At 69.7% G+C, this 25,537-nt stretch carries 21 protein-coding genes; 14 read left to right on the forward strand and 7 right to left on the reverse strand.

Annotated features, from left to right (window positions below; all coding sequences use genetic code 11):
• The first annotated feature begins 18 nt into the window (after window positions 1–18).
• The 7 genes from ASD79_RS18220 to ASD79_RS18250 all read left to right on the forward strand — a co-directional run bounded on the left by ASD79_RS18220 (window position 19) and on the right by ASD79_RS18250 (window position 13,967).
• A complete protein-coding gene (locus ASD79_RS18220) occupies window positions 19–2,121 on the forward strand; it encodes a penicillin acylase family protein (RefSeq protein ID WP_056724254.1) in 2,103 nt (700 codons plus the stop codon).
• Window positions 2,122–2,145: 24 nt separating this feature from the next.
• Complete coding sequence (locus tag ASD79_RS18225; RefSeq protein ID WP_056724256.1) at window positions 2,146–2,622, forward strand: hypothetical protein; 477 nt, start codon at window positions 2,146–2,148, stop codon at window positions 2,620–2,622.
• 86 nt (window positions 2,623–2,708) lie between these two features.
• A complete protein-coding gene (locus ASD79_RS18230; protein WP_200952328.1) occupies window positions 2,709–4,571 on the forward strand; it encodes an acetyl-CoA hydrolase/transferase C-terminal domain-containing protein in 1,863 nt (620 codons plus the stop codon).
• A gap of 332 nt (window positions 4,572–4,903) precedes the next feature.
• Window positions 4,904–6,181 carry an MdtA/MuxA family multidrug efflux RND transporter periplasmic adaptor subunit gene (locus tag ASD79_RS18235; protein ID WP_056724258.1) on the forward strand — a complete coding sequence of 426 codons (1,278 nt, stop codon included), beginning with the start codon at window positions 4,904–4,906 and terminating at the stop codon, window positions 6,179–6,181.
• A gap of 15 nt (window positions 6,182–6,196) precedes the next feature.
• Window positions 6,197–9,313, forward strand: a complete 3,117-nt coding sequence (locus ASD79_RS18240; RefSeq protein WP_056724260.1) for a multidrug efflux RND transporter permease subunit — start codon at window positions 6,197–6,199, stop codon at window positions 9,311–9,313.
• Window positions 9,310–12,543, forward strand: coding sequence for an efflux RND transporter permease subunit (locus ASD79_RS18245; protein ID WP_056724263.1), 3,234 nt, complete (start codon window positions 9,310–9,312; stop codon window positions 12,541–12,543). Before ASD79_RS18240 ends, ASD79_RS18245 begins: the two co-directional genes overlap by 4 nt.
• Window positions 12,543–13,967, forward strand: a complete 1,425-nt coding sequence (locus tag ASD79_RS18250; RefSeq protein WP_056724265.1) for an efflux transporter outer membrane subunit — start codon at window positions 12,543–12,545, stop codon at window positions 13,965–13,967. The genes ASD79_RS18245 and ASD79_RS18250 overlap by 1 nt, the downstream gene beginning before the upstream one ends.
• Window positions 13,968–13,977: 10 nt before the next feature.
• Here ASD79_RS18250 and ASD79_RS18255 read toward each other — a convergent pair whose 3' ends face one another.
• Window positions 13,978–14,643 carry a type 1 glutamine amidotransferase domain-containing protein gene (locus ASD79_RS18255; RefSeq protein WP_156400574.1) on the reverse strand — a complete coding sequence of 222 codons (666 nt, stop codon included), beginning with the start codon at window positions 14,641–14,643 and terminating at the stop codon, window positions 13,978–13,980.
• 451 nt (window positions 14,644–15,094) lie between these two features.
• Between ASD79_RS18255 and ASD79_RS18260 the strand changes: the two genes are divergently transcribed.
• The gene (locus ASD79_RS18260; protein WP_007665420.1) at window positions 15,095–15,373 is read left to right on the forward strand and encodes an HU family DNA-binding protein; all 279 of its coding nucleotides are present in this window, start codon (window positions 15,095–15,097) and stop codon (window positions 15,371–15,373) included.
• Between the two features lie 149 nt (window positions 15,374–15,522).
• On the opposite strand, the gene ASD79_RS18265 is transcribed toward ASD79_RS18260, so the two are convergent.
• Both ASD79_RS18265 and ASD79_RS18270 read right to left on the reverse strand, forming a co-directional pair.
• The gene (locus ASD79_RS18265; RefSeq protein WP_056724269.1) at window positions 15,523–16,341 is read right to left on the reverse strand and encodes a LytTR family DNA-binding domain-containing protein; all 819 of its coding nucleotides are present in this window, start codon (window positions 16,339–16,341) and stop codon (window positions 15,523–15,525) included.
• Entirely contained in the window at window positions 16,338–17,396 is a 1,059-nt protein-coding gene (locus tag ASD79_RS18270) for a sensor histidine kinase (RefSeq protein ID WP_056724271.1), read from the reverse strand. Before ASD79_RS18270 ends, ASD79_RS18265 begins: the two co-directional genes overlap by 4 nt.
• Window positions 17,397–17,571: 175 nt before the next feature.
• On the opposite strand from ASD79_RS18270, the gene ASD79_RS18275 reads away from it, so the two are divergent.
• From ASD79_RS18275 to ASD79_RS18300, 6 genes are all read left to right on the forward strand, one after another.
• Window positions 17,572–17,847 carry a hypothetical protein gene (locus ASD79_RS18275; protein ID WP_056724273.1) on the forward strand — a complete coding sequence of 92 codons (276 nt, stop codon included), beginning with the start codon at window positions 17,572–17,574 and terminating at the stop codon, window positions 17,845–17,847.
• A complete protein-coding gene (locus tag ASD79_RS18280) occupies window positions 17,837–18,283 on the forward strand; it encodes a MarR family transcriptional regulator (RefSeq protein WP_156400575.1) in 447 nt (148 codons plus the stop codon). Before ASD79_RS18275 ends, ASD79_RS18280 begins: the two co-directional genes overlap by 11 nt.
• An 8-nt stretch (window positions 18,284–18,291) precedes the next feature.
• Window positions 18,292–18,789: a hypothetical protein gene (locus tag ASD79_RS18285; protein ID WP_056724277.1), complete on the forward strand. Its 498-nt coding sequence runs from the start codon at window positions 18,292–18,294 to the stop codon at window positions 18,787–18,789.
• A 362-nt stretch (window positions 18,790–19,151) separates the two neighbouring features.
• Window positions 19,152–19,355: a hypothetical protein gene (locus tag ASD79_RS18290; RefSeq protein ID WP_056724279.1), complete on the forward strand. Its 204-nt coding sequence runs from the start codon at window positions 19,152–19,154 to the stop codon at window positions 19,353–19,355.
• Complete coding sequence (locus ASD79_RS18295) at window positions 19,345–20,466, forward strand: aldose epimerase family protein (protein WP_056724282.1); 1,122 nt, start codon at window positions 19,345–19,347, stop codon at window positions 20,464–20,466. Before ASD79_RS18290 ends, ASD79_RS18295 begins: the two co-directional genes overlap by 11 nt.
• Window positions 20,467–20,710: 244 nt before the next feature.
• The gene (locus ASD79_RS18300; RefSeq protein WP_056724283.1) at window positions 20,711–21,379 is read left to right on the forward strand and encodes a phytanoyl-CoA dioxygenase family protein; all 669 of its coding nucleotides are present in this window, start codon (window positions 20,711–20,713) and stop codon (window positions 21,377–21,379) included.
• A 14-nt stretch (window positions 21,380–21,393) separates the two neighbouring features.
• Here ASD79_RS18300 and ASD79_RS18305 read toward each other — a convergent pair whose 3' ends face one another.
• From ASD79_RS18305 to ASD79_RS18320, 4 genes are read right to left on the reverse strand one after another with little or no spacing between them, the layout of a single operon-like run.
• A complete protein-coding gene (locus tag ASD79_RS18305; RefSeq protein ID WP_056724286.1) occupies window positions 21,394–22,350 on the reverse strand; it encodes a helix-turn-helix domain-containing protein in 957 nt (318 codons plus the stop codon).
• Between the two features lie 8 nt (window positions 22,351–22,358).
• Window positions 22,359–23,435 (reverse strand): acetamidase/formamidase family protein, encoded by a 1,077-nt coding sequence (locus ASD79_RS18310; RefSeq protein ID WP_056724289.1) that lies wholly within the window; start codon window positions 23,433–23,435, stop codon window positions 22,359–22,361.
• Window positions 23,436–23,448: 13 nt separating this feature from the next.
• A complete protein-coding gene (ygiD, locus tag ASD79_RS18315) occupies window positions 23,449–24,243 on the reverse strand; it encodes a 4,5-DOPA dioxygenase extradiol (protein WP_056724291.1) in 795 nt (264 codons plus the stop codon).
• Window positions 24,240–25,445: an aromatic ring-hydroxylating dioxygenase subunit alpha gene (locus ASD79_RS18320; protein WP_056724292.1), complete on the reverse strand. Its 1,206-nt coding sequence runs from the start codon at window positions 25,443–25,445 to the stop codon at window positions 24,240–24,242. The genes ygiD and ASD79_RS18320 overlap by 4 nt, the downstream gene beginning before the upstream one ends.
• Window positions 25,446–25,537: the final 92 nt, after the last annotated feature.

The following is a 25,537-nucleotide window of genomic DNA, read 5'->3' on the forward strand; positions in this document are numbered from 1 at the left end:
CCAAGGAAACAACTGATCATGCGTAAACGGACATTCCTGGGCGCGTCCCTGGGCCTGGGCGTCGCCGGCCTGGCCGGCGGCTTCGCCGAGGCCGCGCCCAAGAGCTTCGCGGGCCGGGGCGAGATCCTGTGGGACAGCTACGGCGTCCCGCACGTCTACGGCAAGGACGAGGCGGCGGTGTTCTACGGCTTCGGCTGGGCCCAGGCCCAGAACCACGCCAACATCGTCATCCATCTCTATGGCGAGGCCCGCGGCCGGGCGGCCGAGTACTGGGGCGAGAGCTTCGCGGACTCCGACCGCTGGCTGCTGGCCAACGACGTGCCGGCCCGCGCCGCGTCGTGGTATCGGGCCGAGACCGCGCAGTTCCGCGCCAATCTCGACGCCTTCGCCGAGGGGATCAACGCCTACGCCAAGGCCCATCCGGACAAGATCGACCCCACCGTGGCCGTGGTGCTGCCGGTCAGCGGCGTCGACGTGGTGGCCCACGCCCACCGGCTGATGAACTTCATCTACATCGCGCCGCGCGAGCGGACGATGGGCGGGTCCAACCCCGCCGCCAACGCCGGCTCCAACGCCTGGGCGGTGGCGCCGTCCCGGTCGGCCAGCGGCAACACCCTGCTGCTGGCCAATCCGCACCTGCCCTGGCCGACCAGCTACTTCACCTATTTCGAGGCCGACCTGAACGGGCCGGGCTTCCAGATGTACGGCGCCACCCAGGTCGGCCTGCCGGTGCTGCGCTTCGCCTTCAACCAGCGGATGGGCTTCACCAACACCGTCAACACCCTGCTGGGTTCGACCAATTACGAGCTGAAGCTGGCCGACGGCGGCTATCTGTTCGACGGCAAGGTCCTGCCGTTCAAGACCCGCGAGGCCCGCTTCAAGATCAAGGCGGCCGACGGGACCCTGCGCACCGAGACCCTGACCATCCGCTCGTCGGTCCACGGCCCGGTATTCGACCGCCCCGACGGCAAGACCGTGGCCCTGCGGGTCGCCGGCCTCGACCGGCCCGGCGGCCTCTCGCAGTACTGGGACATGGGCAAGTCCCGCAGCTTCGCCGAGTTCGAAAAGGTGCTGAAGCGGCTGCAGGTGGCCAAGTTCAACATCATCTACGGCGACAAGGAAGGCCACATCCAGTTCCTGGACAACGGCATCCTGCCCAAGCACGATCAGGGCGACCTGGCGTTCTGGAGCGGCTTCGTGCCGGGCGACACCTCGGCCACCCTGTGGACCGACATCCTGTCCTATGACGACCTGCCCAAGGTCACCGATCCGCCGACCGGCTTCGTCCAGAACGCCAACGACCCGCCCTGGGTGGCCACCTATCCGCAGACCATCCGCTACGAGGACTACCCGCCCTATCTGGCGCCCAACGGACCGATGTCGTTGCGGGCCCAGCAGTCGGTCCACCTGCTGGCCGACACGCCCAAGCTGTCGTTCGACGACTTCGTGGCCCACAAGCTGTCGCACCACACCCTGATGGCCGACCGCGTGCTGCCCGACCTGATCGCCGCCGCCCAGGGCGATCCCGACCCCGAGGTCCAGGCCGCCGTCGCCCTGCTGAAGGCCTGGGACCGGCGGACCGTGGCCGACAGCCGCGCGGCCCTGCTGTTCGAGACCTGGGCCGGCAAGTTCGCGCCCAACAACTTCACCAGCCTGGCCAACTACAAGGTCAAGTGGTCGCCCACCGATCCGGTCTCCACCCCTAGCGGCATCGCCGATCCGGCCGCCGCCGTCGGCATGCTGAAGGCGGCCATCGTCGACACCAAGGCCAAATACGGCGCCATCGACCGCCCGTTCGGCGAGGTGTCGCGCTTCGCCATCGACGAGGTGAACCTCCCCGGCAACGGCGGGTTCGGCAACACCGGCATCTTCCGCACCATCACCTGGGGCCCGCTGAAGAACGGCCAGCGCACGCCGCAGCACGGCGAGACCTGGGTGTCGCTGGTCGAGTTCTCCACCCCGATCAAGGCGGTGGGGCTGATGAGCTACGGCAACGCCAGCCAGCCCGGCTCGCCGCACCGCGCCGACCAACTGCGGCACTTGGCCGACAACACCCTGCGCACCCTGTGGACCACCCGGGCCGAGGTCGAACAGCACCTCGAAGCCCGCACGCCCCTCTGACCCCTGCCCCCGGAGACGATGACGATGAGAAAGACCCTGATGCTCGCCCTGGCGGCGGCGACCCTGGCGATCACCGCCGGCCAGGCCCTGGCGGCCAATCCGCACGACGGCGCCTGGGCCTCGGTGGAGGCCAAGTCCTACTGGAGCGACGGCAAGCTGCCCAAGGGCTTCAAGCTGACCCTCAACCTGCTGTTCGGCGACAACAAGCTTGAGTATCACTCGGTCAACACCACCCGCCCAGGCACGGAGTTCAAGACCGACTACCTGACCACCCTGGACGGCACGCCGACCGTGTTCGAGAACCAGGAGCGGTTCAATCAGGTCTCGGTCAAGCAACTGGGGCCCGACGAGTTCCAGATCCTGAAGATGAAGGACGGCGACGTCATCGTCGGCGAGTTCTGGACCTTCCGCCCCGACGGCAAGACCCTGGTCCGCCGCGGGGTCGGCAAGTCGCCCGAGGGCAAGTCGAAGGCCTATCAGGAGACCTTCGTCCGGCAATAGGGCCTGGGACCGCGCCCGTCTTGGGCGCGGTCCGCTCCGCGCGGCGATCACTTCAAGCTCGACGCCGGCTGGGATAGCCTCGGCGGATGACAAGAACGATCCCCGCCGACTTCACCGATCCCGACGCCCTGGCCCAGGCGGTGATCGACGTCGTTGGCCGCAGGATCGTGCTGGGCCTGCCGCTGGGCCTGGGCAAGGCCAACCACGTGGCCAACGCCCTGTTCGCCCGCGCCATGGCCGACCCGTCGATCCACCTGCACATCTTCTCGGCCCTGACCCTGGAGCCGCCAAGGCCCAAGTCGGAGATGGAGGCGCGGTTCGTCGGGCCGGTGCTGGACCGGCTGCTGGGCGGCTACCCCGCCCTCGCCTACGCCGCCGTGCAGCGCGCCGACGCCCTGCCCGCCAACATCCAGGTCGACGAGTTCTTCTTCCAGGCCGGCACACGGCTGAACGTCGCCAGCGCCCAACGCAGCTACATCAGCGCCAACTACACCCACGCCTCGCGCTACCTGCTCGACCGCGGGGTCAATGTCGTCGCCCAACTGGTGGCCAAACGCGGCGATCGCTTCAGCCTCAGCGGCAACAGCGACATCACCCTGGACCTGCTGACCGCCCGCCAGGCGGGCCAGGCCGCGTTCCTGCTGGTCGGCCAGGTCAATGACGAACTGCCCTTCATGCCCGGCGACGGCGACCTGGCAATAGAGGTCTTCAGTCATGTGCTCGACGGACCCGCCGTGCAGTTCCCGCTGTTCGCCCCGCCCAAGGAGCCGGTCACAGACGCCCACTACGCCATCGGCTTCCATGCCGCCGGCCTGATCCCCGACGGCGGCACATTGCAGATGGGCATCGGCTCGATCAGCGACGCGGTGGCCCAGGGCTTGATCGTCCGTCATCGCCAGCCGGCGGCCTTCAGGGAAACCCTGGAACGCCTGGCTCCGGGTCAACCCGTCCGCCACGCCGAACCGTTCGACACCGGCCTCTACGCCTGCACCGAGATGTTCGTCGATTGCCTGCTCGACCTCTATCGGGCCGGCGTGCTGAAGCGCCAGGTCGACGGGGCCGTGCTGCACGGTGGCTTCTTCCTGGGTCCCAAGGCCTTCTACACCGCCCTGCGCGACATGCCGGACGCCGAGCGCGCCAGGTTCCAGATGAAGGCGATCTCGTTCACCAACGAACTCTATGGCGACGAGGAGGCCAAACGCCTCGCCCGCCGCGGCGGCCGGTTCATCAACACCGCGATGATGGCGACGCTGCTGGGCGCGGTGATCTCCGACGGGCTGGAGGACGGCCGCGTGGTCAGCGGCGTTGGCGGCCAGTACAACTTCGTCGCCCAGGCCTTCGCCCTGGCCGACGCTCGTTCGATCATCACCCTGGACGCGGTGCGCGGCGCCGGCCCCAGCACGACCTCGAACATCCTGTGGTCCTATGGCCACGGCACCATTCCGCGCCACCTGCGCGACGTGGTGGTCACCGAGTACGGCGTGGCCGACCTGCGCGGCAAGACCGACCGCGACGTCATCGCCGCCCTGCTGGCCGTCGCCGACAGCCGCTTCCAGCCGGGGCTCCTGAAGGCCGCCCTCGAGGCCGGCAAGATCGAGGCCGGCTACCAGATCGACGCCGCCCATCGCGACAACACCCCCGAGCGCCTGGCCGCCGCCCTGCGGCCGGCCAAGGACGCCGGCCTGGCGCCGCTGTTCCCGTTCGGCACGGACTTCGACGCCCTGGAACAGTCCATGCTGCCGGCCCTGGCCGCGCTCAAGGCCGCCCAACCCTCGCCCGCCCGCCTGGCCCGCCTGCTGTGGAGCGGGCTGACCGCTTCGTCGAAGGATGCCGGGCCCGCCCTGGCCCGGCTCGCCCTCGACCATCCCGGCGACCTGAAGGCGCGGCTCTACGCGGCTCTGTTCAAGGGCGCCTGGCGCGCAACCCACCGCCCCGGCATCGAACCCTAGCGCCGGGACGGAGCGATCCACGTCACTTGGCCGGGATCGCAACGGATCGGTCGGCGCGCCATCACCCTCGACGGTGTCGTCTCTTCCGCATTCCCGGGCTTCGTTCTCGAAACCAAGGATCGCCCTCCGCGCTAGGCGCGTCCCTGCCTCAAGTGGGGCGCGTGACATTTCCATCGTGAAATGTCGGCGCAACGTCGGGCCCCAAGAACATCCCCACGAGCGCCGTTCGACCGTTCGCGCCACGGCCAAGCATCCAGTTCGCTACCGTGGCGTTTGTTGTTTGGTCGCGTTCGCCGCCCTTCGCCATGCCCGCCGCTCGCCCGAGGCCCTCGATGACCGCACTGCCCCCGCACCAGCCCCGCACCGTCAGCCGCAAGGCCCAGATCATCGGCGGCGCGATCGCCCTGGCGGTGCTGGCGGGGATCGTCTGGCTGGCCTGGACGCTGATGCACGCCGCGCCGAGCGCCGGCGCCGGCGGGGGCGGCTTCGGCGGCGGTCCCGGCGGCGGCGGCGGACGGCGCGGTCCCGCCAGCACGGTGGCGGTGGCCACGGCCGGTCAGGCCGACCTGCCGGTGATCATCGAGGCCCTGGGCGCGGTGACCCCGGCCGCGACGGTGACGGTCCGCCCGCAGGTGTCGGGCACGATCACCCAGGTGCTGTTCAAGGAAGGCCAGATGGTCCGCGCCGGCCAGGCGTTGGCGCAGATCGATCCGCGCCAGTTCCAGATGGACCTGATGCAGGCCCAGGGCAACCTGACCCGCGACGAGGCCCAGCTGGCCAGCGCCCGCGTCACCCTGGCCCGCTTCCAGACCCTGCTGACCCAGGACAGCATCGCCCGCCAGGAGGTCGACACCCAGGCCGCCACCGTCAAGCAGTTGCAGGGCACGGTGATGGCCGACCGCGCCGCCGTAGGCACGGCCCAGCTGAACCTCGGCTACGCCCGTATCGTCGCGCCGGTCAGCGGCAGGGTCGGCCTGCGGGTCGTCGATGTCGGCAACTATATCGCCGCGGGCGACGCCAACGGCGTGGCGGTGGTCACCACCGTCTCGCCGATCGATGTGGAGTTCACCGTCCCGCAGGACGACGTGCCCCGCATCGGGGCCCGCGTCGCCACCGGCGCCGTCCTGCCGGTCACCGCGCTGGACCGGACGCGGACCGTGACCCTGGACAAGGGGACCTTCTCGACCCTCGACAACGTCGTCGACACCGGCACCGGCACGGTCAAGGCCAAGGCCCGGTTCGCCAACACCGGCGGGGCGCTGTTCCCCAGCCAGTTCGTCAATGTCCGGCTGGAGCTGGACAACATCAAGGGCGCGGTCGTCGTGCCCGCCACCGCCCTGCGCCAGAGCGCCGACGGGGCGTTCGTCTGGGTGCTGAACGCCGACCAGACGGTCAGCAAGCGCAAGGTCACGGCCGGCCCCTCGACCACCACCCAGGTCTCCATCGCCACCGGCCTGAAGGTCGGCGAGAAGGTGATCACCGAAGGCGGCGACCGTCTGACGGAAGGCGGCAAGGTCCAGCTTCCAGGCCAGGCGGCCCAACGCCCGGGCCAAGGCAAGGGCAAGGGCAAGGGCGGCGAGCGTCGCCGCCGCCAGCAGCAAGCCCAGTAGCCGGGCCCGCATCCGATGAACCCCTCGCGTCCCTTCATCCAGCGGCCGGTCGCCACGGCCCTGTTCATGGCGGCCATCGTCCTGGCCGGCCTGGTCGGCTTCCGGCTGCTGCCGCTGTCGGCCCTGCCCCAGGTCGACTATCCCACCATCCAGATCCAGACCCTCTATCCGGGGGCCAGCCCCGAGGTGATGAGCCAGACGGTCACCGCCCCGCTGGAGCGCCAGTTGGGCGAGATGTCCGGCCTGGCGCGGATGAGCTCGGTCAGCACGGCCGGCGCCTCGATCATCACCCTGCAGTTCAACCTCGGCGAGACGCTGGACGTCGCCGAGCAGGAGGTGCAGGCGGCGATCAACGCCTCCAACAGCCTGCTGCCCGCCGACCTGCCCGCCCCGCCGGTCTACGCCAAGGTCAATCCGGCCGACGCCCCGGTCCTGACCCTGGCGGTGACGTCTGACACCCTGCCGCTGACCGAGGTGCAGAACCTGGTCAACACCCGCCTGGCCCAGAAGATCAGCCAGGTCTCCGGCGTCGGCCTGGTCACCCTGAGCGGCGGCCAGCGCCCGGCCATCCGCATCCAGGCCGACACCCAGGCCATGGCCTCGTACGGCGTCACCCTGGCCAACCTGCAGAGCGCCATCAGCAACGCCAACGCCAACAGCGCCAAGGGCAGTTTCGACGGCCCGACCCGCAGCTACACCATCAACGCCAACGACCAGTTGCTGACCGTCGAGGACTATTCCAGCCTGATCGTCGCCTACAAGAACCAGGCCCCGATCCGCCTGCGCGACATCGCCCAGGTGGTGCAGAGCGCCGAGAACACCCGCCTGGGCGCCTGGGCCAGCCAGACCCCGGCGATCGTCGTCAACGTCCAGCGCCAGCCCGGCGCCAACGTCATCAAGACCGTCGACGCCATCAAGGCCAAGCTGCCGGAGCTGGAAGAGGCCCTGCCCGCCACGCTCAAGGTCGAGGTGCTGGCCGACCGCACCACCGGCATCCGATCGTCCGTCCACCACGTGGAGATCGAGCTGCTGCTGGCCGTGGTGATGGTGGTGGTGGTGATCTTCTTCTTCCTCCACAGCCTGCGCGCCACCCTGATCGCCGGCCTGGCCGTGCCGATCTCGCTGATCGGCTCGTGCGGGGTGATGTACCTGCTGGGCTACAGTCTCAACAACCTGAGCCTGATGGCCCTGACCATCGCCACGGGGTTCGTGGTCGACGACGCCATCGTCATGATCGAGAACATCTCGCGCCACCTGGAGCGCGGTGAGAAACCGATGGCCGCCGCCCTGAACGGGGCCCGCGAAATCGGCTTCACGATCATCTCGCTGACCGTCTCGCTGATCGCCGTGCTGATCCCGCTGCTGTTCATGGGCGACGTGGTCGGGCGGCTGTTTCGCGAGTTCGCGGTCACCCTGGCCATCACCATCCTGATCTCGGCCGTGGTGTCGCTGACCCTGACGCCGATGCTGTCGGCCCGCTGGCTGAAGCCGCAGAGCGAAGAGAAGCCGGGCCGCGTCGCCCGCAAGTCGCAGGAGGTCTTCGAGCGGGTCGAGCGCCAGTACGAACGCGGGCTGGCCTGGGTGCTGAAGCGCCAGAAGGCCACCCTGGTCGTCGCGGTCCTGACCTTCGCCCTGACCGCCGCCCTCTACCTGATCATCCCCAAGGGCCTGTTCCCCACCCAGGACACCGGCCAACTTCAAGCACGTACGGAAGTCGAGCAGTCGGTGTCCTACGACCGTATGGCCGGGCTGCAGCAACAGGCGGCCAAGGCGATCCTGGCCGACCCGGCGGTGGAGAACCTCAGCTCGTTCATCGGCGTCGACGGCGCCAACAACGCCATGCTCCACACCGGCCAGATGCTGATCAACCTCAAGCCCGACCGCAAGGGCTCGCAGGAGAAGATCATGCAGCGGCTGCGCGACCGCGTCGCCGCCGTGCCGGGCGTCACCCTCTACCTGCAGCCCACCCAGGACCTGACCATCGACGCCGAGACCGGCCCCACCCTCTACCGACTGTCGCTGGAGGGGGCCGACACCGCCACGGTGCGCGAATGGGCCGGCAAGCTGGCTGAACGGCTGAAGACCGTGAAGTCGGTGCGCAACGTCTATAGCGACGCCGGCGCCGTGGGCGCGGCGGCCTATGTCGACATCGACCGCGACACCGCCGCGCGTCTTTCGATCACCGCGGCCGACATCGACGACGCCCTGTACAGCGCCTTCGGACAGCGCATCGTCTCGACCATCTTCACCGAGACCAACCAGTACCGGGTGATCCTCGAGGCCAAGCCCGGCCTGCTGACCGCGCCGCAGTCGCTGGGCCTGCTGAACCTCAAGACCGGCGGCGGCAGTCCCACCCCGCTGTCGGCGATCTCGACCATCCGCGAGCAGACCGCGCCGCTGCAGGTGACCCACGTCGCCCAGTTCCCGGCCACCACCCTCGGCTTCGACACCGCGCCCGGCGTCTCGCTGGGCAAGGCGGTCGACGACATCCGCGCGGCGATGAAGGACATCGGCATGCCGGTGGCCGTCACCCACACCTTCCTGGGCGCGGCGGGGGCCTACGAGAACTCGCTGTCCAACCAGCTGTGGCTGATCCTGGCCGCCGTGGTCTGCGTCTACATCGTGCTGGGCGTGCTCTACGAGAGCTACATCCACCCGCTGACCATCCTGTCGACCCTGCCGTCGGCCGGGGTCGGGGCGCTGCTGGCCCTGTGGATCACCGGCAACGACCTGGGCGTCATCGGGATCATCGGCATCATCCTGCTGATCGGCATCGTCAAGAAGAACGCGATCATGATGATCGACTTCGCCATCGACGCCCAGCGCAACCAGGGCAAGAGCCCCCAGGACGCCATCTTCCAGGCCGCCATCCTGCGCTTCCGGCCGATCCTGATGACCACCCTGGCGGCCCTGTTCGCCGCCGTGCCGCTGATGCTCAGCTTCGGCGACGGCGGCGAGCTGCGCCGCCCTCTGGGCATCGCCATCTTCGGCGGCCTGCTGGTCAGCCAGTTGCTGACCATGTTCACCACCCCGGTGATCTACCTGGCCTTCGACCGCCTGAGCCCGGCCGACCGCGGTCTGCGCCATGAAGAGCGTATCGACCCCGAGCCGATCCCAGGGACACCGTCGTGAACCTCTCGGCCCCGTTCATCCGCCGGCCGGTGGCGACGGTCCTGCTGACCATCGGCCTGGCCATGGCCGGGATCGCGGCCTTCTTCGTGCTGCCGATCTCGCCCCTGCCGCAGGTCGACTATCCGACCATCTCGGTCTCGGCCAACCTGTCGGGGGCCAGCCCCGACACCATGGCCTCCAGCGTCGCCACCCCGCTGGAGCGGCGACTGGGGGTGATCCCCGGCGTCACCGAGATGACCTCGCAGAGCAATACCGGCTCGGCCCGGGTGACCCTGCAGTTCGACCTCAACCGCAATATCGACGGCGCGGCCCGCGAAGTGCAGGCGGCGATCAACGCGGCGCGCGGCGATCTGCCCGCCACGCTGCGCAGCAACCCCACCTACCGCAAGCAGAACCCCTCCGACGCGCCCGTCATCATCCTGGCCCTGACCAGCGACACCAAGACCCCGGGCCAGATCTACGACGCGGTCTCCAACATCGTCTCCCAGCGCCTGGCCCAGGTGACGGGCGTCGGCGACGTCGAGATCGGCGGCGGCTCGCTGCCGGCCGTGCGGGTGTCGGTCAACCCGTTCCTGCTCAACAAGTACGGCGTCGCCCTGGAAGACGTCCGCGCCGCCGTCCAGGCCGCCAACGCCAACCGCCCAAAGGGCGCGGTCGAGGGCGATGGCCAGCGGTTCCAGGTCTATACCAGCAGCGGCGGGCGCAAGGCCGCCGACTATGCCGGCCTGGTCGTGGCCTGGCGCGGCGACGCCGGGGTCAAGCTCTCGGACGTGGCCAGCGTCACCGACAGCGTCGCCGACACCCGCACTCTGGGCCTGTTCAACGGCAAGCCGGCCATCATCATCCTGGTCACCCGCCAGCCGGGGGCCAACATCATCCAGACGGTGGACAGCGTCCGCCAGGTGCTGCCCGAGCTGCGCGCCCAGCTGCCGGCCGACGTCAGCATCCAGGTGGCCAGCGACAGCACCAACTCGATCCGCGCCTCGCTGCACGAGATCGAGGTCACCCTGCTGATCTCAATCGTGCTGGTCGTCCTGGTGGTCAGCGCCTTCCTGCGCGGCGCCCGGGCCACCTTCATCCCGGCGGCGGCGACCATCGTCTCGCTGCTGGGCACATTCGGGGTGATGTACCTGCTGGGCTTCTCGCTCAACAACCTCAGCCTGATGGCCATCACCGTGGCGACCGGCTTCGTCGTCGACGACGCCATCGTCGTGCTGGAGAACACCCAGCGCCACATCGAGAACGGCATGGAACGCTTCGCCGCTGCCACCCTGGGGGCCAAGGAGGTCGGCTTCACGGTGCTGTCGATCAGCATCTCGCTGGTGGCGGTGTTCATCCCGTTGCTGTTCATGGGCGGCCAGGTCGGGCGGCTGTTCCGCGAGTTCGCCGTCACCCTGTCGGCGGCGGTGCTGATCTCGCTGGTCATCTCGCTGACCACCACGCCGATGATGTGCGCCTACCTGCTGCGGCCGCGCCCCGAAGGCCAGAAGGAGGGCCGGATCGGCCGCTGGTTCGAGGCCGGCTTCAACCGCGTGCACAGGACCTACGAACACAGCCTCGACTGGGCCCTGGCCGCCAAGCCGGTGGTGCTGCTGATCCTGGTGGTGGTGCTGGGCCTGACCGCCTGGCTCTATATCGCCGTGCCCAAGGGCTTCTTCCCGCAGCAGGACAGCGGCCAGATCCAGGCCGGGCTGCGCGCCGACCAGAGCGTGTCGTTCCAGGCCATGCAGCTGAAACTGCGGCAGGTGGTCGAGATCATCCGCAAGGACCCGGCGGTCGACACCGTGGTCGGCTTCACCGGCGGGGCCCGGGCCGGCGGCGGCTTCATGTTCGTCAACCTCAAGCCGTTGGGCGATGGGGCCGACGAGCGCAAGGAGAAGGGCTCCGCGGTCATCAACCGCCTGCGGCCCAAGCTGCAGCAGGTGACCGGCATCAGCGTCTTCCTCAACCCCGTGCAGGACGTGCGGATGGGCGGCCGGCAGGCCAACTCGACCTACCAGTACACCCTGACCAGCGACAGCAGCGCCGCCCTCAAGCAGTGGGCTCCCAAGCTGGCCGAGGCGATGAAAGAGCACAGCGACGTGATGACCGACGTCGATTCCGACCAGTCGGAGAACGGCGTCGAGACCTACATCACCATCGACCGCGACAGCGCCTCGCGGATGGGCGTCACCCCGCGCGCCATCGACAACGCCCTCTACGACGCCTTCGGCCAGCGCCAGGTGGCGACCATCTACGAAGACATCAATCAGTACAGCGTGATCCTGGAATGGCAGAAGGCCTTCGCCCAGGGTCCCGAGGCCCTGAACGACGTCTATGTGCCCACCACTTCCGGTGGGGGGGCGGCCGCGACGACCGGCGGAACCACCAGCAGCGGCGCGGCGGTCAACCCGTCGCTGCGCGACCCCTCGACCGGCTCGGCCCTCAACACGACGGTGACGCCGATGACGCCGCTGATGGCGATCGCCAGCGTCGCCCAGGCCGCCACCCCGACCTCGATCAACCACCAGAACGGCGAGCTGGCCACCACCGTGTCGTTCAACCTGGCCGACGGCAAGTCGCTGAGCGACGCCCAGGCCGCCATCAAGCAGGCCGAGGCCGACATCGGCCTGCCGACCAGCGTGCGCGGCGGGTTCCAGGGCAGCGCCCGCAGCTACAACGAGCAGATGAAGCAGCAGCCGCTGCTGATCGCCGCCGCCGTCATCGCCATCTACATCGTGCTGGGCATGCTCTACGAGAGCTACGTCCACCCGCTGACCGTGCTGTCCACCCTGCCCGCCGCCGGGGTCGGGGCGGTGCTGGCCCTGCTGGTCTTCAAGATGGAGTTCTCGATCATCGCCCTGATCGGGGTGTTCCTGCTGCTGGGCATCGTCAAGAAGAACGCCATCCTGATCATCGACTTCGCCCTGGAGGCCCAGCGCTCGCGCGGGCTGACGGCGATCGAGGCGGTGCGCGAGGCCAGTCTGCTGCGCTTCCGGCCGATCCTGATGACCACCCTGGCCGCCGCCCTGGGCGCCCTGCCCCTGGCCATCGGCTTTGGCGAAGGCGCCGAGCTGCGCCGGCCGCTGGGCATCACCATCATCGGCGGGCTGATCGCCAGCCAGCTGCTGACCCTGATCACCACGCCGGTCGTCTACGTCTATCTCGACCGCCTGCGGGGCAAGCCGCGCGACGAGCGCTACCTGACCCACAATCCCACCGCGCCCCCGAACGCGCCGGAGCCCGCCTGATGTCCGTTCAACGCCTGGCCTGCGCCGTCTCCGCCCTCGCCCTGCTGTCGGCCTGCACGGTGGGCCCGGCCTATCAAAAGCCGGCCCTCGCCACGCCGACACCGCTACCCGCCACCTTCAAGGCGCTGGACGGCTGGAAGCCGGCGACGCCCGGTGACCTGCTGGATCGCGGCGACTGGTGGACCCTGCTGGGCGATCCGCGACTCGACGCCCTGATCGCCCGGGTCAACGTCTCCAACCAGACCATCGCCGCCGCCGAGGCCAACTATCGCCAGGCCCGGGCCCTGGTGCGCGAGCAGCGGGCCAGCCTGTTCCCGACCCTCGACTTGACCGGTTCGGCGACCAGGAGCGGCGGTTCGGGCTCGACCAGTTCGGGGACCAGCGGCTCCAGCAGCGGCCAACGCTACCAGGCCGGCATCGGCGCCAGTTGGGAGCCGGACGTCTGGGGCCGCATCCGCCAGACCGTCAACGGCGCGCAGGCCTCGGCCCAGGCCAGCGCCGCCGACCTGGCGGCCGCCAAGCTGTCGATGCAGGGCGAATTGGCGATAAGCTATCTGGGCCTGCGCCAGACCGACGCCGAGATCGCGCTCGTCTCGAAGACCGTCGAGGGCTACCAGCGTAGCCTGACCATCACCCAGAACCGCTACGCCGCCGCCATCGCGCCCAAGTCCGACGTGCTGCAGGCCCAGACCCAGCTGGCCAACGCCCAGGCCGACCTGGCCAGCCTGGAACAGACCCGGGCGACCTACGAAAACGCCATCGCCGTGCTGGTGGGCGAACCGGCCAGCGCCTTCAAGGTCACCGCCGACCCGAACTGGGCCGCCCAACTGCCGGAGATCCCGGCCGGCGTGCCCTCCACCCTGCTGGAGCGCCGCCCCGACATCGCCGCCGCCGAGCGCCGGGTGGCCGCCGCCAACGCCGACATCGGCGTGGCCCGCGCCGCCTTCTTCCCCACCCTGTCGCTGACCGGCTCGGGCGCCAGCGGCGCCAGCCGCCTGGGCGACCTGTTCTCGGCCTCGGCCAACACCTGGTCGCTGGGCCTGTCAGCGGCCCAGACCCTGTTCGACGCCGGGGCCCGCAAGGCCCGGGTGGAGCAGGCCCGCGCGTCCTACGACGCCTCGGTCGCCGACTACCGGCAGACCGTGCTGACCGCCTTCGAGGACGTCGAGAACCAGTTGACCGGCGTCCGCGTGCTGGAACGCCGCTACGGCCTGCTGCAGACCTCGTCCAGCGCCGCCGACCAGACCGAGCAGATGCTGCTCAACCAGTATCGCGCCGGCCAGGTGGCCTATACCGACGTGGTGACCGCCCAGGCCTCGGCCCTGTCGGCCCGGCGCGCGCTGCTGACGGCGGCGGTGGCCCGCCAGACCACGGCGGTGGCCCTGATCCAGGCCCTGGGCGGCGGCTGGACCGCGCCGGGCTGAGGCCCGCCGGTCAGGCCATCAGCGTCATCAGCTCGCGGGCCACGCCCGGCGCCGAGGCGGTGTTCTGGCCGGTCACCAGCAAGCCGTCGCGGACCAAGTGCGACCGCCCTTCCGGCCCACAGCGGTAGTCCGCTCCCAGCCCCCGCAAGACCTGTTCCGCCGACCAGGCCGGCGCGGGCGCGGCGCCAGTCCCCCATCCTTCCCGATCGGACAGGGCGGTCAGCCGCCGGCCGGCGACGAAGGGCGCGCCGTCCGGCCGCCTCAGCCCCGCCAGAACGGCGGGGGCATGGCCGATAAAGCCCATGGGTCTTCCGGCTCGTGCGAAGGCCTCGATCAGCCCCTGCGAAACGGGGTCGGCGGGCAGGTCGAACAGCGCGCCCAGGCCACCAGGATAGAGCACCGCCGCGAAGTCCTCCGGCGCCACCTGCGACAGCTTCAGTGTGTCGGCCAGCAGGTCACGGGCGGCATTGTCGCTCCGGAACCGCGCCGCCAGGACCGGATCGGCTTCCCGCTGGTCCATGCCCGGGTCCAGCGGCGGGGGGCCGCCGCGTGGCGAGGCCAGAGCCACGTCGATCCCGGCCGTCACGAAGAGATAGTAGGGGCTCAGGAACTGGTCGAAACTCAGCCCGCATCCTCCCCCGCCGTCCGGCGGGCGTCCGTGGGACGTGAGCACCATCAGCACATCCACGACCAGGCATTCCTTTCGCGCCAACGCCGGATGCTGCGCCCTTCGACGGGGTCGGCGCTTGAACGTTCCGCCTCCCCGCCGAGACCAAACATCCAATCGCCGAGGCCAGCGGGAAGCCCCGTTCTCCGGTCGCGCCTCGGGGCGACGACGGCGCCCGCCTCGCCCACGCCGGCCGTTCTGGAGCTCGATTCCACCGAATCCGCCGCGCCGCTCACCAGCCGATCGACGGTCCGCCCGGTCGCCAGGGTCTCGTCGATCGCCCCCGCTCGTTGTCAACCACTCCGGTAAGGGCTTGATAAAGCCTGATTTTTCCGCGAGGAAGCGTGCGCCAGCGTCTCTAGGACCCGCGCATTAACCCTTGTTTCCATCATAGGGTGACAAAGCGCGTTTCCCCCGGCAGGCTTGGCTCTCTTTTGATTCCCAGCAGATGAGCTGACTTATGAACGTTTCGGATCTGGTCGACGCCGCCGTGGCCGCCGACGACAAGCTGACCAAGGCCCAAGCCAAGGCCATCATCGACGGCGTCTTCAAGTCGTTGACCGACGCCGCCGTGAAGGGCGAAGAAGCCTCGATCCCGGGCTTCGGCAAGTTCAAGGTGCAGGCCAAGCCGGCCCGCACCGGCCGCAACCCTTCGACGGGCGCCGCCATCGAAATCGCCGCCAGCAAGAAGGTCGCCTTCACGCCGGCCAAGCAGCTGAAGGACGCCGTCAACGGCTAATCCACGGCGAGCGGTCGGCCTCCGTCCTGGACGGGAGCCGACCGCTCATCCTGGCCGCCTTGGCCGGCCAGACGATATTCCGGGCCAGCGATCACGCGCCCGACGAAGGGGTTTGCCCCTCCCCCTCCTCTTCCCATGACTTCGACGGTTCAGGCGCGGTTTGACGTTCGGCGAAACAGCTGACGCACGGCGGCGGCATGGCTGCGGCCGATCGGCGGACGCGCTCCGGTCGACAGCACCGCGGTCAGCCCCCCGCCCGGACGCGGCGCCAACTGGGCCACCCGGTCGCGCTGCACCACGGCCGAACGGTGGATGCGCACGAAGCAGGCCGGATCCAGGCGCTCGATCAGGCTGCGGATCGAGTCCCGCACCAGATAGCTGCGCTCGCCGACATGCAGGCGGACATAGTCGCGCTCGGCCTCGATCCAGTCGAGGTCGCGCACCAGAAGCCGCTGGGCCCCGCCGCGGTTGTCGATCCACAGCTCGGTCTCGAAGCCGCCGCCCACCGCCTCCGGATGCTCGGCCCGCAGGTCCTGGACGATGGCCCGCAGTTCGCCGATCCGCTGCTCGGCGTCCCGAGCCCGGACCTGGGCGCGGGCTCGGGCCAGGGCCTCGGCCACGCGCGGGGCGTCGAACGGCTTGAGCAGATAGTCCACCGCCGCCAGGTCGAAGGCCTGGATGGCGTAGCGGTCGAAGGCGGTGGCGAAGATCACCACCGGCCCCTCCCGTGGCCCGTTTGGCGGCCCGGCCAAGGCGCGGGCCACGCTGACCCCGTCGAGGCCCGGCATCTTGATGTCGATGATCACCACCTCGGCGGCGGTCTCGCGCGCCCGGGCCAGGGCCTGGTCGCCGTCGGTGGCCGTGGCGACGATCCGCACGTCCTCGACCTCGGAGACCAGCCGTTGCAGCCGGCGCAAGGCCAGGGGCTCGTCGTCGGCCAGCAGGACGGTGAGGGCCGGCGGCGTCATGCGCGCTCCAGGGGCAGATCCAGGCGCACCTGGAAACCGCGCGGCTCGCGCACGCCGCAGGTCAGGGTCGCCCGCTCGCCATAGTGGGTCTCCAGGCGGCGGCGGACGTTCTCCAGTCCGACGCCCAGGCCCGGCGGCGCGCCGGCGCCCGAGGCCCCGTCGTCGCTGACCGTGATCGACATCATGCCCCCCGCCTGGGCGGCGGCCACCACCTCGATGGTCATCGGCTCGCGGGTGCGCGACAGGCCATGCTTGACGGCGTTCTCGATGACCGGCTGCAGGATCAGATTGGGCGCCAGGGCGTCGGCCAGGTCGGCCGGGATACGCTCGACATAGGACAGGCGGTCGCCGAAGCGGATCTGCTCGATGGCCACGTACTGGCGCTCGCCGTCCAGTTCCTCGGCCAGGGTGACCATCTCGCGCACGTCGCGCTCCAGCGAGCGGCGCAGGAAGCCCGACAGGCCCAGGATCATCTGCTCGGCGCGATCGTTCTGGCGCTCCATGACCAGGGTCGCCAGGGCATTGAGGGTGTTGAACAGGAAGTGCGGGCTGATCTGGTAGCGCAGCATGCGGTTCTGGGTCTCGGTGGCCAGCACCCGCGCCGCCTCCAGCTTGAACCGGGCCTCCCGCGCCGCCAGGTCGGCGTGAACCGCCATGAAGATCGCCGCCCAGGCCCCGAAGAACCAGAACACCGTGCGGGCGATCAGCATCACCCCCCAGAACGTCGACTCCGGCCAACGCGGCAGGATCACGACATAGACCGTGTAGTCGAGCACGCCGAAGATCAGCGAGCCGACCAGCGACAGTCCCGCCGCCAGGGCCAGTCGCCAGCCGAACGGCCATGGCGTCGAGCGCAGCAGCAGCGGCCCCATGGCCAGGCACATCATCGCGCCGACCAGGCAGATGATCCCGCGGCGGAAGGCGCCGTCCCAGAAGTGCGGCGCGCCGGCGCTCACCCAGCCCAGGGTCATGGCGGCATAGGCCAGCAGCCAGACCCCGGCCGTGGCGATCAGGATGGTCCGGGTCTGCTGTTGTGCGGCGGGCGTCGACCTCATGGCGCATTGTCGCTGCTGGCGCGGCGGTCGCAAAGCGTTGTTCGCAGACGCAGCGGCGTCGTTCGCAGACCCCCGCGCCGCCCGCAGCACTCCGCCGACCGTTGGTCTCCCAACGCCTGACAAGACCGCTCGCCCCGCCAAGACTGGGATTCGACGCTCACCGGAGGGAGCCCAGATGACGGCCCGGCCAAAGGACATCCCGATACTGACCCTGCGCACCCAGATCACCATCGAGATTTCGGCCCAGGACTATGTCGAGGCGGCGGAGCATCAGCGACGGGCGCAGGCCCTGTTCGCGGCCGTCCGCGCCGAATATCCCGCCGCCGCCTTCTCGTTCCACCACGTGCGCCCCAAGGGCGCCGGACGCCCCGAGGGCGAGACCCCTTCGGACGGACGGCCGCGCCACTACAAGACCCGCCCCCGCGCCCTGGCGGTCTATCATGACAGCTAACGTGGTCCGCATCCGCCGCCGCGACGCGGTGCTCGGCGCCCTGGAGGCCTTCCGGCGGATCTATCCGCCCATCAGCCTGACCAGCATCCGGGCCTTCCTCTACGTGGCCGAGAACCCGGGCATCAACGTCTCGGAACTGGCCCAGGCCTGCGGGCTGACCGACGCCGGCGCCTCGCGGGTGTCGCGCGGCCTGGCGGCGCGGGGCATCGACCGGCCGCTGCCGCCCTCGCTGGGCCTGCTGGACTGCGCGACCAGCGCCGCCGACCCGCGCGAGCGTGTCCTGCGACTCTCGGCCAGCGGTCAGGCCCTGGTCGCGCGCATCGAGCTGCTGATCGCCGCCCACACGCCCATCGTCGTGTCCAATGACCCGACCCCCGACCCTGCCCCCGGCCCGAACGTCGAGGCCGCCCCCGCCCGGTCCACGCGATCCAATTGAGGCAAGCCATGTCTTCGCACCCCAAGGCCGGGATCACCCCCCTGGTCGCCGTCGTCGGCGGCGGATTGACCGCCGCGCTGCTGGACATCCTCTACGCCTTCGCCGCCTCCGGCCTGCGCGACGTGGGGCCGGTCCGGGTGTTGCAGTCGGTGGCCAGCGGCCTGCTCGGCAAGGCCAGCTACCAGGGCGGCCTGGCGACCGCCGCCCTGGGCGGTCTGCTGCACGCGGCGATCGCCCTGGTCATGGCGGCGGTCTACGTGACCGCCAGCCGGTCCCTGCCCGCCCTCGACAAGCGCCCCTGGCTGTGGGGACCGGTCTACGGCCTGGGCTGCTACATGGTGATGAACTACGTGGTGCTGGCCATCCGGTTCGGCCCCCGCCCCACCCCCGAGTTGGCCATGCTGCTCGGCGGGGTGGCGATCCACATGTTCGGCGTCGGCCTGCCGATCGCCCTGTTCGCCGCCCGCGCCGCCCTGCCCGACCGGACGCCGGCCGCCGCCGTCTAGAAGTCCGTACCCGCTTCATGCGGGTGACCCAAGCGGCGCTGGACGTGGCGTCAGATCCCGCTTGGGTCCCCCGAACAGTTCGGGGGTGACGAACGTGGGTGGGCGGCGAGTTGATCATCAACGGCGGCATGGGCACGCTCTGACGCCAGGGCCGTAGAGAGGCCGCTTTCCCGTGCGAGGGATATCTCCACGGCGTCTACGACCTTTTGGGGTCTTGATCTCCGTCCCGGTTTGACTGACACCGCTTTCCAATAACAACGACGGGAAGGAACGCATGGCCGCCGGAGCGGACGAGATCGGGAAGTCGAGCCGGAGACCGTCCGGGTCAACACTCTTGTCATCGTGCGTTGGTACCTGACGCCATGGCCGAAACCCTCACCGTTCCCCGCGACCTCGTCCTGCGCCTGCGCGCCCGGCTGCCGGCCGTGACCCGCGAGCATCTGTTCGACTGCTATTCGATCAGCGAGACCACCTGGACCAAGCTGCGCGACGGCAAGCCCATTAAGCGCTCGACCCTGGAGCGGATCCTGCACCGCTACGAAAGGCTGATGGCCCATGCGGCCTGACCTGTTGGCCGCCGCCCTGGTCGTCGCCGGCCTGACCGCCCAGGCCGCCCTGGCCGCCGAAGCCAGCCGCGCGCCCTATGGCGTCATGGCGAGCGGCGCGCCGGTCGAGGTCTTCACCCTGAAGAACGACCACGGCATGAGCGTCAAGGTGCTGTCCCTGGGCGGGATCATCACCCAGGTCAACGTCCCGGACCGCGCGGGTCAGGTCGCGAACGTCGTGCTGGAACTGGCCGACCTCAAGGCCTACGAGGCCAAGCCGTTCTTCAGCTCGCTGCTCGGCCGCTACGCCAACCGCATCTCCGGCGGCGGCTTCACCCTGGACGGCGTGCGCCACGACCTGCCCAGCGGCCCCGAAGGCATCTCCTCGCATGGCGGTCCCACCAGCATGGCCAAGCAGGTGTGGACCGGAACCCCGTTCCAGCGGCGCGGCGAGGCCGGGGTGACCCTGGCCTATGTCGCCACCGACGGCGAAGGCGGCTATCCCGGCGCCCTGTCGGTCAGCGTGACCTACACTCTGACCGCCAAGAACGCCCTGCGCATCGACTATCGGGCCACCACCGACAAGGCGACCGTGCTCAACCTCAGCCACCACGCCTATTTCAACCTGGCGGGCGGCGGGACGGTCTACGACCAGACGGTCCAGGTGATGGCCAAGGCCTTCACCCCGATCGACGTCCGCAAGCTGGCGATCGGCACGGTGGCGCCGGTGGCCGGCACGGGGCTGGACCTGCGCCGGGCGAAGCGCCTGGGTGACGCGGTGGCGGCCGACGATCCGCAGATCAAGCTGGGCGGTGGCCTGGACCACAACTTCGTCGTCAACGGCGGCGGACGCGGCAAGCTGGCCCTAGCGGTGCGGATGGCCGATCCTGCCAGCGGCCGGACCCTGGACGTGCGCACCACCCAACCGGGCGTCCAGCTGTTCACCGCCAACAGCTTCAACGGTTCGCTGAAGGCCCCCGATGGCCGCCCCCTGGACAAGGGCGCCGGCCTGGCGATCGAGACCCAGCACTTCGCCGACAGCCCCAACCATCCGAACTTTCCCTCCACAGTCCTGCGGCCGGGAGAGGTGTTTCGGCAGACGACGGAGTTCCGGTTCGGGGTGAGCAAGTAGGTCCGCTCCGTGCGGACAGAGGGTGGATCTCGGAACAGGTGTCCATTTCCACTTCAAAAGGCCCGTGGTTGCTACGCTCACGCCGACTTGTGGCCATGCGCGACGCCCTTGCGAACGGCACGGCTAGATTCTAGAGCGTTTCCCGACCTGATTGCATCAGGCCGGGGCTCCAGGTTTTTGTTTTGGCGCATTTTCTTCACGCGAACCGGCATCCACTTCGCTCGAAAATGCTCTAGGGAGCGCCATGAGCGATCTCCTGACGCCCACCGAGGTCGATCCGCTGGAGGCGGAGCAAGCCGCCGCCCTGGACCGCGACGGTTATCTCCTGCTGCGGGGCGCCGCGCCCGAAGCGTGGCGCGATGCCCTGCGCGCCGCCTTCGACGCCGGTGTGGGGACCAAGGACCAATGGGCCACGCCCCGAGGCGCCGGCTGGCGCCACGCTCTGGTCGATCTCGATCCCACGGTGCAGCGGACCTGCCGCTTGCCGTCCCTGCTGGCGGCGGGAGGGCAGATGCTGGGCGGCCCCTTTTTCCTCAGCCAGGTCGAGGGCCGCGAGCCGCTGCCGGACGGGGGCCATCAGCCCCTGCACCGTGATGGCGCAGGCCTGAACGCCGTCGCCGCGCTGGTCTTCCTCGATCCCTATGGGCCGGACAACGGCGCCACCCGCGTGGTTCCGCGCCATCTCGACCGGGGCGAGCCGGACGAGACCCTGTCCTTGATCCTGGCGGGTGAGGCGGGGGACATCCTGGTGTTCGACGCCGACCTGTTGCATGGGGCGACCTGCAACCGCTCCGGCGCGCGGCGACGTTCACTTCTGCTGAACTTCATGCCGGAGCACAATCGGGCGGGCGAGGACGCCTGTCGCGCCGTCCGCAACGTGCGCATGGACACCAGCGAGGTGTTCGTCCCGTAAGCGAGGTGGAAGGCCTAAGCCGCCGCCCCTTGCCGGAATTCCCGCGGCGACATCCCGTACTGGTCGCGGAACGTCCGGCTGAAGTGGGCCGAACCGTTGAAGCCCCAGCGGAAGCAGATCTCCGAGATCGACAGCCGCGCGTGCTGCGGGCTGGCCAGGTCGGTGCGACAGCGTTCCAGCCGCCGGGTGCGCAGATAGTGGCTGAAGGTCTCGTCGGCGCTGGCGAACAGCTTCTGGACGTAGCGCGGCGAGACCCCCTCTTCGTCGGCCACCTGGCGCAAGGACAGGTCCGGGTCGGGCAGCAGGGTCTCGATGGTCTGGCACAGCCGCTGCAGGTGGGCGGTCGGCGCACCGCCGCCGCCGCCGACGCCCAGGACGTCGGCCTCGGCCCCGCCCTCGACCAGGCAGATGGCCAGGAACTCGGTCAGGGCCAGTTCGACGGGCCGCAGCTGGTCGACGGTCAGGTCCTCCAGCCCGTCGGCCGTGGCCCGCAGCAGGCCCGACAGGATGTGGGCCACGCCGGTCGCCCCCTGCAACCGTCCGATCCGCAGGTTGACCGGCGCGATCAGCCGGTGGTCCAGGGCCACGCGCGGGGCGCGGACGAACATCAGCCGGCAGCGGGTCTCCAGCCGCAGGGCCGCGGGCTGGCCGGTCGGGCCGTAGGCGATGTCGCCGGCCACCATCTCCTCGGCCAGGTCGTCGGTGACCAGGGTGGCCTCGCCGCTCAGCAGCACCGCCAGCCAGACCGCCGCCGGCTGGCCGGTGCGGCGGCCGGAGATCGCCTGGGCCCCGGCCTCGACCAGGGCGAACTCGATGCCCAGGGGCGAGGTCAGGCAGACCACCGAGGCGCTGGCCGGCTCGGCGTCCGACAAGCCCTCGATCGGCAGGCCCAGCCGGCTCATCGCCTCGCGCCAGGCCTCCGCGCGCTCGGCGCGGGGGTGGCTGTCGGTGCTGAACGACCAGGCTTTCATGGGACGCCCTATCCGCTCTTCTTGGGAAAGATGTCGCGCGGGATGCGCACATGGCAGCCCTGCTTGCCGTCGACCACCTGGGTGACGCCGAAGTCGCTGGCCACGCTCATCAGTGAGTAGGCGTCGTTCTTCGACAGGCCCACATGGTCGCTGAGCAGGGTCAGCATGTTCAGCGAAGCGTCGCGCATGGCGACATCAAGATCCTCGTGGAAGCCATGGACGATCCACCACTTTGGCGTCTCCAGCAGAGGTCCAGGCGACTCGAAGTCCTTGCGCAGCACGATCTGCATCAGGACGTTCAGCGAGCTCTCGATGGCCGTGCCGGAAATCTCGCCGTCGCCCTGCGACACGTGGGGGTCGCCGATCGAGAACAGCCCACCCTCGACCTGCACGGGGTAGTACATCGTCGCCCCCGCCCCGATCCGCCAGTTGTCGATATTGCCGCCATGGGCGCCGGGCGGGATGGTGCTGACGCGGCCGTCGACGGCCGGCGCGACCCCGGCGGTGCCCAGGTGCGGCCGGGCCGCCACCCGCACCCCGTTCAGGGCCGGCTGGCGGTCGCATTCGGGGCAATGGGTGATGGTTCCGGGGATCAGGTACTTGCCCTGGAAGTCGTAGGCATAGAGGGCGCTGGCGGTGTTGGCGTTGGGATCCAGCTCGTAGATCGTCACCCGCTCCTTCTCGCCGAACTCCTTGTAGAGGTAGCCCCAGTTGGCCGCGAGGTTGGAGCCGTAGTTGTTGCGCGGAACCATGCGCAGGTAGCGCACCTCCAGCACGTCGCCGGGCTTGGCGTCCTCCACGAAGATCGGCCCGGTCATGATGTGGACACCGGGGTTGCGGTCGTCCTCGGGGATGTCGGTGAAGATCCTGGTCACCGCCTCGTCCATCATCAGGTGGGGGGCGTCGCCGGCGTGGTGGGTGATCGCCTCGGCCGAGACCAGGTCGCCGCTCTTGATGCGCAGGGACGGGCCGGTCGACGGGTCGAAATAGCCCCAGTGCACGGTCTTGGGCGTGGCGCGCAGGGTGTGCAGGGCTCCGGGCAGAACGTCGGGACGGGTCTGGCCGGGTTCGCAGATGAAGGGCATCGGAGTCTCCGGGTCAGGCCGCCACGGGCGCGAGCGTGACGCTGGTCATGCTCAGCGAGCCGTGCTCGATGTGGTCGGGGGCGAAGGTCGGCGCGTCGCCCGGCAGGCGCGCGCCCAGCACGTAGAGCAGCGGCCAGTAGTGGTCCGGGGTCGGCACGGAACGCGACGCGTCCTGGCCCTGCGAGGCGAAGTCCACCGCCCGCTGCGGGGCGTCGTCGACGATGGCCTGCTTGATGTGGTCATTGAACCGCCGCGACCACTCATAGGGCGCGCAATGGCGCTCGCCCCAGTTCATGGCCGGCAGGTTGTGGACGATGTTGCCGGTGCCGACGATCAGCACGCCTTCGTCGCGCAGGGGCGCCAGCCGTTTGGCCAGCTCGAAGTGCCAGGCCGGCGGCTTGCCGGCGTCCATGGAGAGTTGCACCACCGGCACGTCGGCGTCGGGATAGGCCTTGCTCAGCACCGACCAGGTCCCGTGGTCCAGGCCCCAGGCCTGCTGGTCCAGGAAGACCGGCTGCGGGGCCAGAAGCTGCGCCACCCGCGCCGCCAGCTCGGGCGAGCCCGGAGCCGGATACTGCACGTCGAACAAGGCCTTGGGGAAGGAAGCTCCGAAATCGTGAATGGTGCGCGGCGCGGCCATGGCGGTGACGCCGACCCCCTGGGTCAGCCAGTGAGCCGAGACGCAGAGGATGGCCTTGGGCTTGCCGAACGCCTCGCCCATCGCCTTCCAGGTCTTGGTGGTGTCGTTGGTCTCCAGGGCGATCATCGGGCTGCCGTGACCGAAGAAGACGACGGGCATCCGGCTCATGCGGCGGTTCCCTCTTTTAGCGCCGCCCAGGCCTTCTGGTAGCGCGGGGTGAGCCAGCGGTTGAACTGCACCTGCGCGCCCTCCTGCCAGCTATAGCGGCCGCGCACCGCGAAGCGCGAGCGCAGGCCCTGCTGGACCAGGGCGTCGACATGCATGTCCTGGGCGATGATCTTGCCCGCCGAGGTCATGATCATCTCCAGCCGCTCCTCGAAGCCGGGGGTCTCGGTGGCGCCGGGGGCGACCAGCAGGCCGGTGTCCTGCTCCATGGTCTCGGGGCCGGTGGGCCGCAGGATCAGGTAGATGACCATGTCGCTGGTCATCACCAGCGAGAGGGTCGGCGGGATGTTGGCGAAGGTGGCGCGGTTGCGATCCTCGTCGGTCAGCTTCGGGAACACCGGCAGCACGGCCTTCTGGGTCGGGTTGAAGCTGGCGTCGGGATGGGTCGTTCCGTTGTAGCGCAGGAAGCCGGCGTCGCCCTCGCCCGCCTCGGGGAAGCTGCACAGCTCGCTGGGGATGAAGTCGTGCAGCGGGCCGCGATGCAGCTTGTTGGCGTGGTAGCCGTCGTTGTTGTTCTCGAACATCACCTTCCAGTTCCAGGCGAACTGGCCGGTCATCGGCGGGGTCAGGCCCTCGGCGTTGGCGAGGTCGAAGTTGGCGATGGCGCTCTCGACGTCCGAAAGGCGCGGCGCCAGCGGCGGCGCGTCCGCGTCGAAATTGATGAAGATGAAGCCCAGCCAGACCTCGACCTTGAAGCTCGGCAGCTTCACCGACTTCTTGTCGAAGTCGCAAGTGCGGTCCATGGCCGGGGCGTTCACCAGGTCGCCGTTCAGCGAATAGACCCAGTGGTGGTAGGGGCAGACGAAGCCGCGGGTGTTGCCCCGGCCCTCGGCCACCAGCATGGCGCGGTGCTGGCACACGGCCGACATCGCCTTGATCTCGTCCGACCGGTTGCGGGTGACGATGATCGGCTCGCCGATGATCGTGGTGGTGAAGTAGTCGCCCTGTTCCTTGATCCAGTCGACGCGGCCCACGCACAGCCATTCGTGATTGAACAGCGCCTCCTTCTCGAAGTCGTAGAAGGCGGCGTCGGTGTAGCAGGCCGGCGGCAGGGTCTCGGCCGAACCGACGTCGAGCATCGAGCGCGACAGGCCGTCGAAGAAGGCGTCGTTCAAATATGCGGAGGCGGGCGGACTGGGGCCCATGGTGCAAGCGCTCCCTTCGAGAGATCGATACGGAGGCTAGGCGCGGCGCGCCCCACGGTCTTGCACCAGCGCGCACGATAACTTGGCCATCG

Origin of the sequence: Caulobacter sp. Root655 (assembly GCF_001427665.1) — a bacterium.
Lineage (GTDB): Bacteria > Pseudomonadota > Alphaproteobacteria > Caulobacterales > Caulobacteraceae > Caulobacter.

What these genes read in the sequence shown, in the direction of transcription:
- ASD79_RS18220 (WP_056724254.1), top strand. Translation starts at nt 19, where the DNA reads ATGCGTAAACGGACATTCCTGGGCGCGTCCCTGGGCCTGGGCGTCGCC.
- ASD79_RS18225 (WP_056724256.1), top strand. Translation starts at nt 2,146, where the DNA reads ATGAGAAAGACCCTGATGCTCGCCCTGGCGGCGGCGACCCTGGCGATC.
- ASD79_RS18230 (WP_200952328.1), top strand. Translation starts at nt 2,709, where the DNA reads ATGACAAGAACGATCCCCGCCGACTTCACCGATCCCGACGCCCTGGCC.
- ASD79_RS18235 (WP_056724258.1), top strand. Translation starts at nt 4,904, where the DNA reads ATGACCGCACTGCCCCCGCACCAGCCCCGCACCGTCAGCCGCAAGGCC.
- ASD79_RS18240 (WP_056724260.1), top strand. Translation starts at nt 6,197, where the DNA reads ATGAACCCCTCGCGTCCCTTCATCCAGCGGCCGGTCGCCACGGCCCTG.
- ASD79_RS18250 (WP_056724265.1), top strand. Translation starts at nt 12,543, where the DNA reads ATGTCCGTTCAACGCCTGGCCTGCGCCGTCTCCGCCCTCGCCCTGCTG.
- ASD79_RS18255 (WP_156400574.1), bottom strand. Translation starts at nt 14,643, where the DNA reads ATGGTGCTCACGTCCCACGGACGCCCGCCGGACGGCGGGGGAGGATGC.
- ASD79_RS18260 (WP_007665420.1), top strand. Translation starts at nt 15,095, where the DNA reads ATGAACGTTTCGGATCTGGTCGACGCCGCCGTGGCCGCCGACGACAAG.
- ASD79_RS18265 (WP_056724269.1), bottom strand. Translation starts at nt 16,341, where the DNA reads ATGACGCCGCCGGCCCTCACCGTCCTGCTGGCCGACGACGAGCCCCTG.
- ASD79_RS18270 (WP_056724271.1), bottom strand. Translation starts at nt 17,396, where the DNA reads ATGAGGTCGACGCCCGCCGCACAACAGCAGACCCGGACCATCCTGATC.
- ASD79_RS18275 (WP_056724273.1), top strand. Translation starts at nt 17,572, where the DNA reads ATGACGGCCCGGCCAAAGGACATCCCGATACTGACCCTGCGCACCCAG.
- ASD79_RS18280 (WP_156400575.1), top strand. Translation starts at nt 17,837, where the DNA reads ATGACAGCTAACGTGGTCCGCATCCGCCGCCGCGACGCGGTGCTCGGC.
- ASD79_RS18285 (WP_056724277.1), top strand. Translation starts at nt 18,292, where the DNA reads ATGTCTTCGCACCCCAAGGCCGGGATCACCCCCCTGGTCGCCGTCGTC.
- ASD79_RS18290 (WP_056724279.1), top strand. Translation starts at nt 19,152, where the DNA reads ATGGCCGAAACCCTCACCGTTCCCCGCGACCTCGTCCTGCGCCTGCGC.
- ASD79_RS18295 (WP_056724282.1), top strand. Translation starts at nt 19,345, where the DNA reads ATGCGGCCTGACCTGTTGGCCGCCGCCCTGGTCGTCGCCGGCCTGACC.
- ASD79_RS18300 (WP_056724283.1), top strand. Translation starts at nt 20,711, where the DNA reads ATGAGCGATCTCCTGACGCCCACCGAGGTCGATCCGCTGGAGGCGGAG.
- ASD79_RS18305 (WP_056724286.1), bottom strand. Translation starts at nt 22,350, where the DNA reads ATGAAAGCCTGGTCGTTCAGCACCGACAGCCACCCCCGCGCCGAGCGC.
- ASD79_RS18310 (WP_056724289.1), bottom strand. Translation starts at nt 23,435, where the DNA reads ATGCCCTTCATCTGCGAACCCGGCCAGACCCGTCCCGACGTTCTGCCC.
- ygiD (WP_056724291.1), bottom strand. Translation starts at nt 24,243, where the DNA reads ATGAGCCGGATGCCCGTCGTCTTCTTCGGTCACGGCAGCCCGATGATC.
- ASD79_RS18320 (WP_056724292.1), bottom strand. Translation starts at nt 25,445, where the DNA reads ATGGGCCCCAGTCCGCCCGCCTCCGCATATTTGAACGACGCCTTCTTC.